This is a genomic window from Azospirillum brasilense (genome assembly GCF_003349955.1).
GTDB lineage: Bacteria > Pseudomonadota > Alphaproteobacteria > Azospirillales > Azospirillaceae > Azospirillum > Azospirillum brasilense_B.
In genome coordinates this window covers 26,207-42,898 of record NZ_QLKQ01000068.1, presented here as the reverse complement: position 1 = coordinate 42,898, position 16,692 = coordinate 26,207, and the positions used below count along the sequence as shown (strand labels likewise).

The following is a 16,692-nucleotide window of genomic DNA, read 5'->3' as shown; positions in this document are numbered from 1 at the left end:
CGCAACCAAAAAGCGTTGAAAGCCCGTCTCGCAAGAGGCGGGCTTTCGGCATTTCGGGTTTGCTTCGGCGCACGCCTTCAGGATCGCGCAGAAGTGCGCCGGATTTCCTGGAGGCCCCGTCATCTGAGAGAGCGGGGGAGGTGGCGCGGTCACATCCCTTCCGGCCAGCGATGGCGGAACCCCAACTCCCGCTCCAGGAAGCGGGCGCAGCGCAGCAGCCGGTCCTCCTCGTAGGGACGGGCGATCAGTTGCAGGCCGATGGGCAGCCCGTCGGCCGTCCAACCGCAGGGGATCGACAGGCAGGGGAAGCCGATCAGCGACACGGTGTAGGTGATCGCCAGATAGTCGATGATGGTGGACAGCCGGAAGCCGTTGATTTCCGTCACGTCGCCTTGGGCGTTGGGGAAGGGCGGCACGCTGGCGCTCAGCGTCATCAGGATGTCGTGGTCGCGGAAGAAGGCGGCGAAGCGGCGGTAGAGGGCGCTGCGCTGGGCCTCCGCCCGCAGATAGTCGGCGGCGCTCAGCCCCTTGCCCCGCGCGATGTTCCAGGCGACCGACGGGCTCAGCCGGTCGCCATCCTGCTCCAGCGTCCGGCCGTAGGTGTGGAAGATGTGCGCGGCGCGCAGCGTGCCGAAGGCGGCGCCGGCTTCCCGGCAGTCGGGCGTGGCCTCCACGAAGTCCCCGAAGCGGCCGTCCAGACCGCGCATCACCGCCTCGAACCGCTCGGCCAGCCCGAGGTCGATCAGGGCGGAGCCGAGGTCCGTGCTCCAGGCCACCCGCAGCGACAGCGGATCGAACGCGTCGAGGTCCGGCACCGTCCATTCCGGAACGGGCAGGGAGGTCGGGTCGCGTGGGTCCGGCCCGCTGACGGCGGCGAGCGCCAGAGCGGCGTCGGCCACGTCGCGGGCGAGGAAGCCCTGCGTCGCCAGCCCGTCCCAGGCCAGCGCGCGGCCCGGACTGGGGATGCGCCCTGGCGTTGGGCGCAAGCCCACCACCCCGCAGAAGCTGGCCGGCGTGCGCACCGAACCGCCGAAGTCGGTCCCCTGGGCCAGCGGCACCAACCCGGCGGCCACCGCGGCAGCACTCCCGCCGCTCGACCCGCCGCTGGTCCTGTCGAGGTCGTAGGGGTTGGCCGTCGGCCCGCACAGCTCGTTGCCGGTGATGGCGCCGAAGCCGAACTCCGGCGTGTTGGTCTTGCCCAGGATGATGGCGCCCGCCGCCTTCAGCCGGGCGACGCTGAGGTCGTCGGTGTCGGGAATCAGGTCGGTGTAGAGGGTGGAGCCGTAGGTGGTGCGCAACCCCGCCGTCAGCGTCAGGTCCTTGATGCCCATCGGCACGCCGTGCAGCGGGCCGAGCGGCGACCCTGCCTCGACCCGGCGGTCGGCGGCCTCGGCGGCGGCAAGGGCCGCGTCGGGGGCGACGGTGATGAAGGACTTCAGCCCGCCGTCCAGCGCCGCGATGCGCTCCAGGCTCGCCGCCACGAGGTCGCGCGCCCGGAAGCGGCGGGTGCGCACGCCCTCCGCCATCTCGGAGGCGCTGAGGCGGAACAGGTCGGGTGTGCTCACGGGCAGGGTCTCCGAATGGTGCGGACCGAGTTTAGAACGGCAGGAGGGGGGCGGGCGAGCCCTTGGGCCGCGCCGGGGCGGGCAGGCCGCAGGGCAGGAACTCGCCGCGCCCAGGTTCGGCCAGCAGTTCGCCGTCGCGGCAGATCACCGCGCCACGGGACAGCGTGGCGACCGGCCAGCCGGTGACCTCGATCCCCTCATAGGGCGTGTAGTCCACATTGTGGTGCAGGATGCCGTTGGTGATGGTGACCGTGCGCGACGGGTCCCACAGGGCGATGTCGGCGTCCGCCCCCACGGCGATGGTGCCCTTGCGCGGGTGCAGGCCGTACATGCGGGCGGGGTTGGCGGCGGTCAGCTCGACGAACCTGGTCAGCTCCATCCGGCCCTTCATCACCCCCTCGGAGAAGAGCAGCGGAAGGCGCGTCTCGACGCCGGGGATGCCGTTGGGGACGCAGCGGAAGGGCGCCTGCTCGCCATGCACCTTCTTGCCGCCCGGCCCGTCGAAGCGGAAGGGCGCGTGGTCGGAGGAGAAGACCTGGAAGGCGCCGCCGGTCAGCCCGTCCCAGATCACCTTCTGGTTCGCGGCGTCGCGCGGCGGCGGCGAGCAGATGCACTTGGCGCCCTCGAACCCCCCTTGATCAAGATCAGGCCCACCCAGGTCGTCGGCGGTCAGGAACAGGTACTGCGGGCAGGTTTCGGCGTAGATGCGCAGGCCGCGCCCCTGCGCCCAGCGGATCTGCTCCACCGCGTCGGCGCCGGAGACATGGACGATCAGGATCGGCACGTCCACCAGCTCCGCCAGGGAGATGGCCCGGTGGGTGGCCTCGCGCTCGGCCACGCGGGGGCGGGAGACGCCGTGGAAATAGGGGGCGGTCTGGCCGGCGCGCTCCAGCTTCTCGGTCAGCCAGGCGATGCAGTCGGCGTTCTCCGCGTGCATCATGACCATGGCGCCCTCGGCGCGGGCGATGTCCAGAACCTCCAGGATCTGGCGGTCGTTCAGCTTCAGCGCGTCGTAGGTCATGTAGATCTTGAAGGACGTGTAGCCCTCGCGGATCAGCGCCGGCAGCTCCTGGCCCAGCACCTGCTCGGTGGGGTCTGTGACGATGAGGTGGAAGGCGTAGTCGATCAGCGGCTTTCCGGCAGCGCGGCGGTGATAGTCGTCCACCGCGGCGCGCAGCGTCTTGCCCTTCTCCTGGCAGGCGAAGGGCAGCACCGTCGTGGTGCCGCCGAAGGCGGCCGAGCGGGTGCCGGTCAGGAAATCGTCGGCCATGACGGAGCCGTCGCCGGTCGGCTGGTCGAAATGGACGTGCCCGTCCACCCCGCCCGGCAGGACGAGCAGCCCGGCGGCGTCGATCTCCTCCCGCCCGGCGGCCAGCCCTTCGCCGAGCGCGGCAATCCGCCCGCCGCGCACGCCGACGTCGGCCTTGAACACGTCCGACGCGGTGGCGACCGTGCCGTTGCGGATGACCAGATCGAAGCTCATCGTCGTTTCTCCCATCGTGACGTTTTTGCCCCCTCCCTAACCCTCCCCCGCTGACGCAGGGGAGGGGACTGCCCCCGCTTCGCAGAAGGCACCCTCTCCTGCGAAGCGGGGGAGGGTCGGGGAGGGGGCAAAGGCACGGCCCTCAGCCATGCAGCTCGTGGAACAGGCTGCCCCAGCCCTCGACGCGGCGGGTGTCCACGCCGGTCATGCGCAGCGCCTTCCACACCACCGTGGACACCGTGTCGTAGACGGGGATGCCCAGCGCCTTCTCCATGCGCTCCGCCACCGGGGCGCCGCGCATGTTGGTGCAGATGATGGCGATGGCCTCCGGCTTGGACTCCGCGACCTCCAGGCACATCCGCTCGATGGTCTCCTCGGTCACCTCGGAGAAGGAGAAGTTGCCGCGGTCGTTCAGGTGCCGCTCCGCCACCACCTCGAAGCCGGCGGCGTTGTAGTTGGCGACCATCTTGTCCTGGATCTCGTCCAGATAGGGGCTGACGATGGCGAAGCGCTTGCGCCTGGTCGTCGCCAGAATCTCGTTCAGCGCGAGCATGGAGGTGCAGGCGGGGATGCCCGTCTCCGCTTCGATGGAGGCGCACAGCTTTTCGTCCGCCGCGAAGCCCAACCAGCCGGCCGAGGTGCCGTTCCAGCCGATCACGTTCAGCCGGGCGTCGGCCAGCAGCCGGGCGGCGTCCAGGAAGGGCGCGTCGGTGAACTGGTCCAGCGCCGCGGCGCGCAGTGAAATTTCCTTCACCGTGAAGCGCCCGAAATGGGCGGTCACCTCCGGCAGGCCGCTCAGCATTGCGGAGGTGACGGGCTCCAGCACCGTGTTGGAGGAGGGGGTCAGCATGCCCAGAAGGACGCGGTTGCTCATATCCATGGTTCTTTCGGTCAGGCGCGCGCCCACAGCGCGCGGGCGGCCTTGTCGGCCTCGGTGCAGATCTCGTTCAGGTCGGCGCGGACGGGGCGCCCGTCCGCGACCAGCGTTTCGCCGTCCACCAGCACCATCTCCACGTCGCGCCCCTGCGCGGTGTGGACGAGCGTGCCGAGCGGGTTGATCAGCGGGCGCAGATGCGGCCGGCGGGTGTCGAAGACGACGAGGTCGGCCTTCTTGCCCAGGGCCAGCGTGCCGATCTCGTCGGCCATGCCCACCGCCTGCGCGCCGCCCAGCGTCGCCATGCGGAGCACGTCGGCGGGCTGCCATGCGGCGGTGACCCCGCCCTGCTGGATGCGCGCGGTGGCGAGCGCCCAGCGCATCGCCTCCACCATGTCGCCGTGCTGCGTGTCGGTGCACAGCGCCAGATTGACGCCCGCCTCCTTCAGCTTCGGCGTCGGGGCCAGCCGGCCCGAGGCGGCGTTGCATTTCGGCACATGGACCGCGTGCGCCCCGGCGCGGGCGAGGCGGGCGATGTCGGCGTCCTCGACATAGAGGCAGTGGGTGGCGAGCAGCCGGTCGTTCAGCAGCCCGCACTCGTCCAGCAGTTCCGCCGGGGTCAGGCCGGTGGATGCCTTCACCCGCTCCACCTCCACCCGGCTCTGCGCCAGATGGGTGTTCACACGCATGGAGCGCGCCGCAGCCTCGTCCGTCAAGGTGCGGAGGAAGGCGGGGGAGCAGGTGTCCGGCGCATGGGCGGCCATCTGCACGCGGATGCGTCCATTGTTGGCGCCGTTCCAGCGGTCGTGCAGGTCCAGCGTGCGCAGCAGCAGGTCGCTGCCGATGGCCGCGTCGAAGCGCCATTCCCCCTGGGCTACGCGGGCGAAATCCACGTCGTGGACGCGCCAGCTCGCATGGACGCGCAGGCCGAGGTCGGCGATGGCGTCCAGCGTCGCGTCGGCGTGGACGAAATGGTCGCAGATCAGCGTCGAGCCGGCGAGCAGGGCCTCCACCGCGCCCAGCCGGGCCAGCGCGCGGGCCTCCTCCGGCGTGGCGTCGGTGCCCTTGGGCACGCCCGGCGTGTAGGAGGGGGCGAAACCCAGGTCGGCGGCGACGCCGCGCACCATCACCAGGACGGCGTGCAGATGCGCGTTGACGAAGCCCGGCGTGACCACCCGCCCCGGCAGATGCCGGACCTCGGCGGCGGCGGGAAGTCCCTGCGATGCCGGGGCGAGGTGGGCGATGCGCCCGTCGCGGATGCCGATGGCGGCGTCCTCGACGACGCTGCCGGCCGCCTCCCCGGTCAGGGCGGTGACTCCGGTCAGCAGCAGGTCGAGCCGGCCGGTCACGCGACGGCGGCCTGCCGTTGCTGCAGGCCCTCCTCACGGATCAGGTTGAGGATGTGGCGTTTGTGGTCGTTGAAGCGCGGGCCGGTGGTGTCGCGCGGGCGTGGCAGGTCGAGCGCGATCAGCTCGCGGATGCGGCCTGGACGGCTGGTCATCACGGCGACGCGGGTGCCGAGCACCAGCGCCTCGTCCACGCTGTGGGTGACGAAGACGACGGTGCAGCGCTGCTTCTGCCAGATGGCCACCAGCTCCTCCTGCATGTCCATCTTGGTCTGGGCGTCGAGCGCGGCGAAGGGCTCGTCCATCAGGATGACCTGCGGGTTCAGCAGCAGGGCGCGGGCGATGCCGACGCGCTGGCTCATGCCGCCCGACAGCTCCGCCGGGAAATGGTTCTCGAAGCCGCGCAGGCCGACCATGTCGATGTAGTCCTGGGCGGCGTCGCGCCGGTCGGCCTTGCGCCAGCCCTTCAGCCGCAGATGGAAGGCGACGTTCTCCCACACCGGCAGCCAGGGCATCAGGTTGGCCTGCTGGAAGACCATGCCGCGGTCGGCGCCGGGGCCGTCCACGGCCTTGCCGCCCACCGTCACGCTGCCTTCCGTCGGCTTCTCGAAGCCGGCGATCATGTTCAGCAGCGTGGACTTGCCGCAGCCCGACGAGCCGAGCAGGCAGAGGAACTCGTTCTTCTCCACCGACAGGCTGACGTTGTCGATGGCCAGCAGGTCGCGCTTGCGCTTGGCGTCGCGGAAGATCTTGGTGATGTTGCGAAGTTCGATGGAAGCCATCGCTCAGCCCTCCCGGCTCTGGAGCGTGGAGCCGTGCTGCCAGTGCAGCGCGGCGGACATCAGGACCTTGATGAGCGCGTCGGTCGCGTAGCCGAGCAGGCCGATGCTGGCCATGGCGGCGAGCACGAGGTCGTAGCGCAGGAAGTAGTAGCTGTCCCACAGCACGTAGCCGAGGCCGCTCTTCACCGCGACCATCTCCGCCGTGACGGTCAGCATCCAGGCCGCGCCGATGCCGATGCGCAGACCGGCGAAGATGCTGGGCAGGGCCGCCGGGAACACGACGTGGCGCAGCAGCTGCTGTTCCGTGGCGCCCATCATCGAGGCGGCGCGGATCAGGTTGCGGTCGGCGGTCTTCACCCCGTGGATGGTGTTCATCAGGATCGGGAAGAAGGCGCCGAGGAAGACCAGGAAGATGGCCGGCTTGTTGGCGATGCCGAACCAGATGATCGCCAGCGGAATCCACGACACCGGCGGCACCGGGCGGAGCATCTGGAGCGTCGGCTCCACCGTGCGCTCGACCCAGCGCCACCAGCCGATGGCGATGCCCAGAGCCACGCCGCTGACCACCGCGATGCCGTAGCCGGCGGCGACGCGGGTGGCGCTGGACAGGGCGTCGGCCAGCCAGCGGCCGGTGTTGCCCTGCGAGGTCTCGTCGAAGCCGAAGATCCAATCGCCCCAGGTGTGCAGAACCACCGACGGGGCCGGCAGCAGCGCCGCCGGCAGGAAGCCGGACCGGGAGAACACCTCCCAGGCGGCGAGGATGAAGAGGGGAACGACGGCGCGCTCCCAGGATTTCGACAATGCCGTCATGGCCCGGATTCCCTGTCCCGTCATGTTCATAGCCCTCTCCCCTCCTGGGAAAGGGTGGCCCGTAGGGCCGGTGAGGGGGATGCGCTTTTGCCGGACCTTCCGCCACGCGCAACCCCCTCACCCTGGCCCTCTCCCCAGAGGGGAGAGGGGAAATTCTTAGAAGCCCAGCTCGCTCTTCGGCTTCTTGGTGACCGCTTCGAGGAACGTGTAATCCAGGTTCTTCTCCGCGGCGGCGGTGACGTCGTTGGAGATGTACTTCAGCTCGCGCATCATCGTGGCGATGGCCAACGTGCTGTCCTTGTGGATGGCGTAATCCGGGGAGGCGTTCTTCAGCGCCTCGATGGCGACGGCCTTGTCCATGCCGGTGTATTTGTTGATGACGTCCACCCACACGGTCTGGTCGGACTTCAGCTTGTCGACCAGGGCGACGACCGAGCCGACGGTGGCCTCGACCGCCTTCGGGTGGTCCTTGATGACGTCGGAGCGCGTGACGATCAGGTTGGTCAGGTTGCCGGCCGCCTGGTCGTAGGGGAGGGCGAAATGCGTGCCGACGCCGGTCTGGCGGATCTGCGAGGCGAAGGGTTCCACCGTGCAGATCACGTCGACCTCGCCGCGCTGCAGGGCGGCGGCGTGGTCGGACGGGTTCGGGATGTTGATGAACTGCACGTCCTTGTTGACGTTGATGCCGTGCTTCTGGAGAGCGCCGCGCATGTGGATGTCCTGCGCGTTGCCGCGCGACGCCGCGACGCGCAGCGGCTCGCCCTTCTCCTTGCGCTCGGCGATCAACTTTTTCAGCCCGTCCCAATCATCGGCCTTCAGGGTGATGCCCTTGCCGACGACGATCTCCGACCCACCGTTCACCTGACCGGACACGGCCACCACGTCGAAGCCCTTATCGAGCGCCGTGATGTAGTGCAGGTAGGTGACCTGGGCCATGTCGATGCTCTTCGACACCAGCGCGGTCAGCACGTCGTTGCCGGAGTTGAAGTTGATCGCCTCGATCTCCACGCCCTTGGCGAGTTCCGGGGTCAGCGCCATCGGCAGGCAGTGGGCGCATTTGGCGAAGCCCAGTTTCAGCTTCTCCGCGTCGGCGGCCTGGGCCGTCGCGGCGGCCGACAGAGCGAGGAAGGCGGCGGTGACGGTCGTCAGGGTGAGGGACCGGAACGTCATGAAAGGAGTGCTCCCGATGTGGTTGCGTCCCTCCTCCTTTCGCAAGGCGCGTGCCAAATTGTATACAATATTACAATCGCCAATTTGTTGGCTGTTTTCAGCCGTTTAGAGCATATTGAAGGAAGCTGGCCGCGCGAGAGCGGGTTTGCCTGAATTTTGGGCATAGCGCATCATTTCGGTATGCATGCCCAAGTATGCAGCACTTTTGGGGGGTGGTGGGTCAGGATGGACAGGATCAAGACCATGAAGGCGCCGGCCCGGCCGATCCGCCGCGCGACGCTGCACCATTCCGCCGTGGAGGAGCTGCGGGCGATGATCCTCGACGGCGAGCTGCCGCCGGGCGTCCGGGTGCCTGAGGTGCAGCTGTGCGAGCAGTTGGGAATCTCCCGCACGCCGCTGCGCGAGGCGCTGCGGGTACTGTCGTCGGAAGGGCTGGTGGAGCTTCGCCCCCACCGCGGCGCCATCGTCGCCCCGGTGGACCCCGGCGAGATCGGCGCGATCTTTGAGGTGATGGACGCGCTGGAGCGGCTGGCCGGGACGCTCGCCTGCCGCAACGGCTCCGACGCGGAGTTCGCGAAGCTCGACCGGATGCATGACCAGCTGGTCACCCAGCACGAGGCGGGGGAGCGTGCCGCCTACTTCCTGACCAACCGGCAGATCCACGCCCAGATCGTCGCCATGGCCCGCAACCCGGCGCTGGAGGCGACCTACGCCGGCTTCGCCGCCAAGATCCTGCGCGCCCGCTCGCTCGCCAACTACGACACGGGCCGCTGGCAGGAGTCGGTGGACGAGCATGAGGGCTTCATGGCGGCGTTCCGCCGCCGCGACGCCGAGGAGGCGGGGGCCCTGCTGGCCGACCACAGCCGCCGCACCGCAGTGGCGGTCATCCAGGCTCTGCGCCAGCCGCCGGTTCAGGCGGTGGGTCAGGAGGGCGGGGCGGCTGCCGATCCCACGCCGATGGATGTGGAGTGAGTCGTTCGATTAAGGCTTGAATTATGCTGCGCTGCGGAATATATTAGTTTCACTGACGCCTTTTCGGGCGTTTCCTCCCTAGACTCAGGCCGCCGGAGCAATCCTGGCGGCCTTTTTCTTTGCGCGCCGCGCGGCCTCTGTTCTTGTGCGGCGCAACAAAAAACCGACAATGTTTGGTGGAAAGCAAGGCCCGGAAAGTGAAACACGCTGCCGCCGTCAAAGCCCTGCGGGGGTGCGGGGGCTTGAGGCATGCAGCGTGTTGCATTGTGTGCGCGCCTTTGTTTTTGTGCGGCGCGCCCCTGCTTTCACGGACTACCGAGTCCTCCCTAGACTCCGGCCTGACGCTGTTCGCAGCGCTACGAAAGATAGACCATACGTACCCGCATGATGTCAATGGGCACAGAGGCCGGGGGAGTATATTTTTCCGCCTATGACCTTGCGCGGGTACCGGCAAACCCCACGCGAATCGGGACATGATCGACTGCCAATGTAGGAGCGGGCCGATCGTGGCGCGTACCATCGCCGTCTTGGTTCACGTCATGCCCGCCGGGCAGCGGAACCGACACTGCGGAGGAAGCACCATGGCCGACGAGCGGAACCCGAATCAAATGGGCAGCCAGGACGAGCGGAAGCAGGGGCAGCAGACCCAGGACAACCCGAAGAACCGGCAGCAGGGGCAGGACCAGGCGAACCGGCAGCAGCAGGACATGGACCGCGATCGGAACGAGAAGGGCGGGCAGCAGCGCTGACCACAAGCCGCATGGGCAGGGGGCATGATGTCCCGTGTCCCCCGATGGGTTTGCGGCGTGCTGGTTTTTTCGGCATACACTGGGGCGGCCAGCCGGCCGCCCCTTTTTCGCGTGGGCGGTCCGGCTTCCGCTGGGAGGAGAGAGGACGGACCATGACCTACTGCGTCGCCCTGTATCTGAAGGACGGCTTGGTGATGCTGTCGGACACGCGCACCAACGCGGGGGTGGATCACATCTCCATCTTCAGCAAGATGCACGTCTTCGAAGAGCCGGGCGACCGCATGATCGCCCTGATGACCGCCGGCAACCTGTCGCTGACCCAGTCGGTGATCGCGCTGATTCAGGAGGGGGTGGAACTGGACGGCGAGATCCGGACCATCTCCAGCGTGAACGGCATGTTCCAGGCCGCCCAGCTCGTTGGCGCCGCCGTCCGTCAGGTGTGGAAGCGGGACGGCCACGCGCTGAAGGAGCAGCGGGTGGATTTCGACCTGTCCATCATCCTGGGCGGCCAGATCCGCGGCGACCGGGTGCGGCTGTTCCACGTCTACGCCGCCGGCAACTTCATCGAGGCGACCGCGGACAACGCCTTCTTCCAGATCGGCGAACACAAATACGGCAAGCCGATCCTCGACCGCGCGTTGAACCACAATACGCCGTTGGAGGAGGGGATGAAGCTGGTGCTGATCTCCATGGACAGCACGCTGCGCTCCAACCTGACGGTCGGCCTGCCGCTCGACCTGATCGCCTACCGCCGCGATTCGCTGAAGCTGGAGACGCGGCGGCGGATCGGCGAGGACGACCCCTGCTTCAAGGAAATCAGCGACGGCTGGTCCCAGGCGCTCCGCGAGGCCTTCCGCTCCCTGCCGCCGCCCAAATGGGCTGATTAAGCGGAGGACGCCGCCTTCCGCACCCGCACATGGCTGTCGTGGAAGGCGGCGCCGCCGAAGGGCGCCACCGGGTCGGCGCCGGTCAGGCTGTTGATGCCGCGTCCGCCTTCGTGCGCGGCGTTGGGCCAGATGGATTCGGCGATCACCACACCGCGCCGCACCCCGTCGAACAGGCGGGCGTGCAGGAGCACCGCGCCGCGCCCGTTGGCGGCCTCCACCCGGTCGCCCTCCGCGATGCCCAGCGCCGCCGCGTCGTCGGGGTGCAGCATCAGGCTCGGGCGGCGCTCCCGCCCCGTCGACGTCGGGGTCTCGGTGAAGCTGCTGTTCAGAAAGTTGCGGGCCGGCGCGGTGACCAGCCGGAAGGGATGCTCCTCGTCCGCCTCCTCCGTCACTGCCCAATGGTCGGGGAAGGTCGGCATCGACTCGACCGGGCCGAAGGTGGACGGCGCGGCATAGGGCACCGTGGGCCAGTCCGGCTTCAGGCGGAACTTGCCGTCGGGCCAGCGGAAGCCCTTCACGAAATGCGCGTCCTCGAAGGCCGGCTGCACGTCGAGGAAGCGCTGGGATTCCAGTGTTTCCAGCGTGCCGTGGCCGGACGCGCGCAGCGTGGCGTCGATCAACTCCCGCTCGGTCATGGCGAAGCCGGGGTGGGAGTCGCTGCCCAGCCGCCGCGCCAGCTCCGTGATGACGGCGTGGTTGGGTCGGCAGTCGCCCGGCGGATCGACCAGCTTCGGCCCGAGCAGGATGTGCTGGTTGCCGCCGGCCTGATAGAGGTCGTCGTGCTCCAGGAACATGGTGGCGGGCAGCACGATGTCGGCCATGCGCGCCGTCTCGGTCATGAATTGCTCGTGCACGCAGACGAACAGGTCGTCGCGGGCGAAGCCGCGGCGCACGCGCGCCTGATCGGGGGCGATGGTCACCGGGTTGGTGTTCTGGATCAGCAGCGCCGTCACCGGCGGGCCGCCGGCCAGCGCCTCCGGATCGCCCTCCAGGATCGGGCCGATGCGCGACTGGTCGAGCGTGCGCACGGTCGGGTCGCGCAGGTCCAGCCCCTCGATCAGCGTCTTGTTCCAGCCGTAGATGCCGCTGTTGGAGTGGAAGGCCCCACCGCCCTCGACCTTCCAAGCGCCGCTGACCACCGGGATGCAGGAGGCGGCGTGCATGTTCACCGCCCCGTTGCGCGAGCGGGTGAAGCCGTAGCCCAGCCGGAAATAGCTGCGCGGCGTCTGCCCGACCAGCCGGGCGAAGGCCTCGATCTCCGCCGCCGGCAGGCCGGTGATGGCCTCGGCCCATTCCGGGCTGCGGCTGGCGAGATGCGCCTCCAGCCCGGCGGGGTCGTCGGCGTGGCTGGCGAGATAGGCGCGGTCGGCCAACCCGTCGCGGAACAGCACATGCATCACCGCGCAGGCCAGCGCCCCGTCGCTGCCCGGACGGATCAGCAGGGGAATGTCCGCCTGCTCCATGGTCGGGGTGCGGTAGACGTCGACCACGGCGATCTTGGCCCCGCGTTCCTTGCGGGCGCGGACGGCGTGGGTCATCACGTTGACCTGGGTGGAGACGGCGTTGGTGCCCCAGATCACCACGAGGTCGGACTTGGCCATCTCGCGCGGGTCGGCCCCGGCCAGCTTGCCGGCGCCGGCCAGCCAGCCGGCCCAGGCCGGGTTGGTGCAGATGGTGGCGAAGAAACCCGACCAGCGCCGGGCGTGGCGCAGCCGGTTGATGCCGTCGCGCTGCACCAGCCCCATGGTGCCCGCGTAGTAGTAGGGCCACACCGTCTCCGGCCCGTGCCGCCGCTCGGCCTCCAGGAACTGTTCGGCGACGATGTCCAGCGCCTCGTCCCAGGAGATCGGCGCGAACTGGCCGGAACCCTTGGGGCCGGTGCGGCGAAGCGGCTGGGTCAGCCGGTCGGGGTGGTGCACCCGCTCGGCGTAGCGGGCGACCTTCGCGCAGATCACCCCGGCGGTGTAGCTGTTGTCGGCGGCGCCACGGATGCGCCCGATGCGGCGCTCGTCCAGCACCTCAACCTCCAGCGCGCAGGTGGACGGGCAATCGTGCGGGCACGCCGAGGCTTGCAGGCGGGGAGCGGGGCGGTTCGACATGGTTCTACAGATGGGGCCTGGAGGGGGTCAGGGAAGGGCGGCGGTGCTGTGCAGCGTCACGCGCAGGCCGCCGTGCGACACCGACGGACCGGACGGCTGGAAGGGCAGGCCGGTCGCCTGGGCCAGCGACGCCTCGTTGGTGACGAGGCCGACCCGCCAGCCGGAGAAGCGCGACAGCAACGTCTGGCCCAGCGCGCCGTAGAGGGCGAACAGCGGCTTCTTCTCGCCAATCCGCGCACCGTAGGGCGGGTTGACGATGACGAGGCCCGGCGGACCCTCCGGCGGCATCAGGTCGCTGACCGCGTGCTTCTGGAAGTCCGTCAGGGCGGCCACACCCGCGCGCTCGGCGTTGGCGCGGCTCATGGCGATGGCCCCGCCGTCGCGGTCGCTGCCGTAGAAGCGGACGGCGGGTGCCGTGCCCGCACCACCCGCGGAGCGCATCGCCTGCCACGCCGCGTCGTCGAAGGAGGCGAGCTGTTCGAAGGCGAAGCGGCGCGTGCGTCCAGGGTGCAGGCCGGCGGCGATCTCCGCCGCCTCGATGACGAAGGTGCCGGACCCGCACATGGGATCGACCACCGGCTCCGTCCCGTCGTAGCCGCAATGGCGCAGGAACAGGGCGGCCAGCGTCTCGCGCAGCGGGGCCTTGTGGATCTCCTCCTTGTGGCCGCGCTTGTGCAGGGACTCGCCCGACGCGTCGACGCTGATGGTGCAGAGGTCGTCGTCGATGCGGGCCTTGATGGACACCTCGGCCTCGGCGGAGATGGGGGCGCCCAGCTCCTCGCTGATGGCGCGCTCGATACGCTGGGCGGTCGCCCCGGCGTGGTAGATGCGCGAGCCCTTGCAGGACGCCTCGACGCGGACCGGCACGTCGGGGCGCAGGAACTCCGCCCAGGGCACCCGGCGCGCCCGCTTGTCGAGCTGGGCGAGGTGGAAGGCGCGGAAGGAGGCGACGCGGGCCAGCACGCGGGTCGCGCCGCGCAGTTCCAGGTTCGCCCGCCAGACCTCCGGCCAGCCGCCGCGGACGGTGACGCCGCCCTTGATGGCGGTGGCGTCGCGGAAACCCTTGGCCTTCACCTCCGCGCAGAGCACGGATTCCAGGCCCGGCGCTGTGACGATGAAGATCTCGAAATCGGTGCCGGTGTGGTCGGCGGCGGCGGTGTCGCTGGTCATGGCCCCTAGATACCGCCATGGCAATCGCTTTTGAAGTCCCCTCTCACCTCCGGGAGGACGGCCAGGGTGAGGGGGAGCGCCTGTGCCGAACGCTTCGCTGCGCGCGCACCCCTCTCACCGGCTCTCGGCGGATGCCAGAGGAATCCGCCTGCCACCGCTACATCAGCGGCAGTCCGTCCTTGAACGCGGCCTTCACGTCGGCGCTCCGCACCTCGGCCAGCCGCAGCCAGTCGAGGAAATCGCCGTGGCGCTCGACATGGGCGGCGAGACCCAGCGTGTGTTCGCGCGCCAGACGCTCCGCCAGTTCGCCGTCGCGCCGCTCCAGCGCCCGGATGATGTCGCGATGCTCGTGCATCGACTGTTCGGCCCGGTTGTCCTGGCGGATCGACAGCTTGCGGATGGCCCTCATGTGGATGAACAGGTTGTCGGTCAGCGTCTCCAGGATGCGCGCCCGGCTGAGGCGGATGATCGCCTTGTGGAACTCGATGTTGGCGTCGGAATATTCCTGGATGTTGTCGGAGGGCGCCTGCTCCTCGAAGCTGCGGAAGATGTCCCACAGCGTGCCGATGTCCTCCGCGGTGGCGCGCTCGGCGGCGAGGCGGGTCGCCATGCTTTCCAGCGCCGCCCAGGCGATGATCATCTCGATGATCTCGGTCTTGGTCTTGCGGACGATGTAGATTCCCCGCCGCGGCTCCAAGCGCACCAGTCCTTCCTGCTCCAGCAGGGTCAGGGCCTCGCGGATCGGGGTGCGGCTGACGCCCAGCAGGCCGCTGAGCTGGCGCTCGTCCAGCCGGACGTCACCGGGGTGGTCGTAGATGTCCATCTGGATGATGGCCTGCTTCAAGCGTCGATAAACCTGGTTGCGGAAGGTGGCTCCGGAGTCCAGGGGCTGGACGGTCAATTCGGGTGGCGGCATCGGGCTGCTCCTTCAATGGGGCGCATAGGCGGGGGATCACCCGACGAAGCGGTTCCGGTTCAGATGCTCCTCGACGCGCTTCACCCCGCTCACGCCGCTCGCCGCGGTGTGCAGGGCGCGGCGCTGCTCCTCGCTGTCGACCATGCCCCAGAGCTGCACGACCCCGTCGTTGACGACGATGTTGATCCGATCGAGGTCCACCCAGGACTGTCCGTCCAACGCCTCCAGCAGCGCGGCGCGGATCGCCTCGTCGCCGGACGCGCCGAAGCCGGTCCCGCCGCGCCGGTTGCGGAGCAGCCCGTGCAGCAGATTGGCCCGGCTGATGATGCCGACCGGGCGGCCGTCGACCAGGACGGGGGCGCGCTTGATCCGCTTGTCCTCCATCAGGTCGGCGATCTCGGCGATTTCCGTGTCGGGCGCGACGGCCTGGACCGGGCGCGACATGACGTCGCGCGCGCAGCGCCCATGGGTCTTCAGGAAGTCGGCGGCCTGCACGTTGCGGCCCACCAGCATCTCCAGCCAGCGGGCGCGCGGTCGGTCGGTGCCCGTCTCCACCCGGCGCAGAAGGTCCCCCTCGCTGATGATGCCGACCGCGCGGCCGTCCTGGTCGACCACCGGCAAGCCGCTGATCCGATGGGTCAAAAGCAATTCGGCAATGTCCGGCACGGGGGTGTCCAGCGCCACCGTGATGACCGGCGATGTCATGACGTCCTTCGCTTGCATCTCGACGTTCCTCCCTGAACTGACGGTGCGGAGCCTGTGTCCGGCTCCTGCTGCGTGTCTGGTATACGAAATGCTATGTTTCTTATCCCTTGCTCCCCAACGGACTTTGCGCCATCTCTGCTGCAACGCAGCATGAGTGTGGTCGAAGTCCGGAGTTCCCGATGTTGGAGAGTCTTGCCATCGTGTTCGCCCTGGCCGGGTTGGCCGCTGTGGTGACGGAGATTTTGCGGAACGATCCGGGCCTCATCTCCGAGATCACCAGCGACGTGCGCGCCATGGCCCTGCCGGGCCGGTTCCGGGCGGTGCGGGGCGACCGCTGCCGCGAACCCCGTCGCCCATCCTCCTGCTGACGGCTCCTCAGGCGGGATCGGTCTCCACCAGGGCGCGGCGGCGGTTGATGCTGCGGGCCATCAGATAGCCGGCGGTCATCACGCCCAGCGCCGCGACGAAGGGGGCCGTTCCGGTCAGCACCGGCAGGCTCTCCGTCACATGGGAATGGATGCTCGGGTCGGTGAGGATGACCTCCGCCGCGATGTAGCCGAGCAGCCCGGCGCCGGCATAGACCAGGGCCGGCAGCCGCTCGATGGCCTTCAGGATCAGGGTGCTGCCGAAGACGATCAGCGGAATGCTGATGGCCAGCCCGAGGATCAGCAGGACCGTGTTGCCGTGCGAGGCGGCGGCGATGGCGATGACGTTGTCCAGGCTCATTACCGCGTCGGCGATCACGATGGTGCGGACCACCCCCCACAGCCCGGCGGTGGTGCCGGCATGTTCCGCCTGCGCTTCCTCCTCGGTGGGCAGCATCAGCTTGATGGCGATCCAGAACAGCAGCACCCCGCCGATGATCTTCAGGTACGGGATGGCCAGCAGATAGGCGATGATGACGGCGAACAGCACGCGCAGCACGATGGCCGCCCCGGTGCCGAGAATGATGCCGATCTTCTGTTGCTTGGGCGGCAGCGAGCGGCAGGCCAGCGCGATGACCAGCGCGTTGTCGCCGCTCAGCAGGATGTCGATCCAGATGATCTGGAGCAGAGCGATCATGAAATCGGACGTGTCCATCGTCCCGAACCCCCCGATGTGAGAAGAAATCCCCCCGCCGGTCGTCCCGTCCCGGAGGCCGGCGGGGGAGTGGGTGGAGCTGGT

Annotated in this window: 16 protein-coding genes; 4 read left to right on the top strand and 12 right to left on the bottom strand. The window is 69.1% G+C overall.

All coding sequences use genetic code 11. The annotated features are described in order from the left end of the window. Nucleotides 1–149: 149 nt before the first annotated feature. From DXK32_RS24605 to DXK32_RS24575, 7 genes are all read right to left on the bottom strand, one after another. The gene (locus DXK32_RS24605; protein ID WP_114860906.1) at nucleotides 150–1,565 is read right to left on the bottom strand and encodes an amidase; all 1,416 of its coding nucleotides are present in this window, start codon (nucleotides 1,563–1,565) and stop codon (nucleotides 150–152) included. Nucleotides 1,566–1,596: 31 nt separating this feature from the next. Next, nucleotides 1,597–3,048 (bottom strand): dihydropyrimidinase, encoded by a 1,452-nt coding sequence (hydA, locus tag DXK32_RS24600; protein WP_114860905.1) that lies wholly within the window; start codon nucleotides 3,046–3,048, stop codon nucleotides 1,597–1,599. Between the two features lie 142 nt (nucleotides 3,049–3,190). Beyond that, nucleotides 3,191–3,922 carry a maleate cis-trans isomerase family protein gene (locus DXK32_RS24595; RefSeq protein ID WP_114860904.1) on the bottom strand — a complete coding sequence of 244 codons (732 nt, stop codon included), beginning with the start codon at nucleotides 3,920–3,922 and terminating at the stop codon, nucleotides 3,191–3,193. A 17-nt stretch (nucleotides 3,923–3,939) separates the two neighbouring features. Beyond that, nucleotides 3,940–5,271: an amidohydrolase family protein gene (locus DXK32_RS24590; RefSeq protein ID WP_114860903.1), complete on the bottom strand. Its 1,332-nt coding sequence runs from the start codon at nucleotides 5,269–5,271 to the stop codon at nucleotides 3,940–3,942. After that, nucleotides 5,268–6,050, bottom strand: a complete 783-nt coding sequence (locus tag DXK32_RS24585) for an ABC transporter ATP-binding protein (RefSeq protein WP_114860902.1) — start codon at nucleotides 6,048–6,050, stop codon at nucleotides 5,268–5,270. Before DXK32_RS24585 ends, DXK32_RS24590 begins: the two co-directional genes overlap by 4 nt. 3 nt (nucleotides 6,051–6,053) lie before the next feature. Further along, entirely contained in the window at nucleotides 6,054–6,860 is an 807-nt protein-coding gene (locus tag DXK32_RS24580) for an ABC transporter permease (RefSeq protein WP_114860908.1), read from the bottom strand. A 156-nt stretch (nucleotides 6,861–7,016) separates the two neighbouring features. Next, nucleotides 7,017–8,030, bottom strand: a complete 1,014-nt coding sequence (locus DXK32_RS24575) for an ABC transporter substrate-binding protein (RefSeq protein WP_114860901.1) — start codon at nucleotides 8,028–8,030, stop codon at nucleotides 7,017–7,019. Between the two features lie 225 nt (nucleotides 8,031–8,255). On the opposite strand from DXK32_RS24575, the gene DXK32_RS24570 reads away from it, so the two are divergent. The 3 genes from DXK32_RS24570 to DXK32_RS24555 all read left to right on the top strand — a co-directional run bounded on the left by DXK32_RS24570 (nucleotide 8,256) and on the right by DXK32_RS24555 (nucleotide 10,638). After that, nucleotides 8,256–9,002, top strand: coding sequence for a GntR family transcriptional regulator (locus DXK32_RS24570; protein ID WP_247877322.1), 747 nt, complete (start codon nucleotides 8,256–8,258; stop codon nucleotides 9,000–9,002). A 581-nt stretch (nucleotides 9,003–9,583) separates the two neighbouring features. Beyond that, nucleotides 9,584–9,751 carry a hypothetical protein gene (locus DXK32_RS32780; RefSeq protein ID WP_199230182.1) on the top strand — a complete coding sequence of 56 codons (168 nt, stop codon included), beginning with the start codon at nucleotides 9,584–9,586 and terminating at the stop codon, nucleotides 9,749–9,751. 152 nt (nucleotides 9,752–9,903) lie between these two features. After that, nucleotides 9,904–10,638 carry a proteasome-type protease gene (locus DXK32_RS24555; RefSeq protein WP_040136233.1) on the top strand — a complete coding sequence of 245 codons (735 nt, stop codon included), beginning with the start codon at nucleotides 9,904–9,906 and terminating at the stop codon, nucleotides 10,636–10,638. Here DXK32_RS24555 and DXK32_RS24550 read toward each other — a convergent pair. The 4 genes from DXK32_RS24550 to DXK32_RS24535 all read right to left on the bottom strand — a co-directional run bounded on the left by DXK32_RS24550 (nucleotide 10,635) and on the right by DXK32_RS24535 (nucleotide 15,546). Continuing rightward, a complete protein-coding gene (locus DXK32_RS24550) occupies nucleotides 10,635–12,737 on the bottom strand; it encodes a molybdopterin-containing oxidoreductase family protein (RefSeq protein ID WP_114860899.1) in 2,103 nt (700 codons plus the stop codon). The two genes, DXK32_RS24555 and DXK32_RS24550, sit on opposite strands and share 4 nt — an antisense overlap. A 27-nt stretch (nucleotides 12,738–12,764) precedes the next feature. Further along, nucleotides 12,765–13,907, bottom strand: a complete 1,143-nt coding sequence (locus tag DXK32_RS24545; protein WP_114860898.1) for a THUMP domain-containing class I SAM-dependent RNA methyltransferase — start codon at nucleotides 13,905–13,907, stop codon at nucleotides 12,765–12,767. A gap of 157 nt (nucleotides 13,908–14,064) precedes the next feature. Next, nucleotides 14,065–14,823, bottom strand: a complete 759-nt coding sequence (locus tag DXK32_RS24540) for a GntR family transcriptional regulator (RefSeq protein ID WP_114860897.1) — start codon at nucleotides 14,821–14,823, stop codon at nucleotides 14,065–14,067. Nucleotides 14,824–14,859: 36 nt separating this feature from the next. After that, the gene (locus DXK32_RS24535; RefSeq protein WP_114860896.1) at nucleotides 14,860–15,546 is read right to left on the bottom strand and encodes a CBS domain-containing protein; all 687 of its coding nucleotides are present in this window, start codon (nucleotides 15,544–15,546) and stop codon (nucleotides 14,860–14,862) included. Between the two features lie 161 nt (nucleotides 15,547–15,707). Between DXK32_RS24535 and DXK32_RS24530 the strand changes: the two genes are divergently transcribed. Continuing rightward, a complete protein-coding gene (locus tag DXK32_RS24530; RefSeq protein WP_114860895.1) occupies nucleotides 15,708–15,896 on the top strand; it encodes a hypothetical protein in 189 nt (62 codons plus the stop codon). Between the two features lie 7 nt (nucleotides 15,897–15,903). On the opposite strand, the gene DXK32_RS24525 is transcribed toward DXK32_RS24530, so the two are convergent. Beyond that, a complete protein-coding gene (locus tag DXK32_RS24525) occupies nucleotides 15,904–16,608 on the bottom strand; it encodes a TerC family protein (protein WP_114860894.1) in 705 nt (234 codons plus the stop codon). Nucleotides 16,609–16,692: the final 84 nt, after the last annotated feature.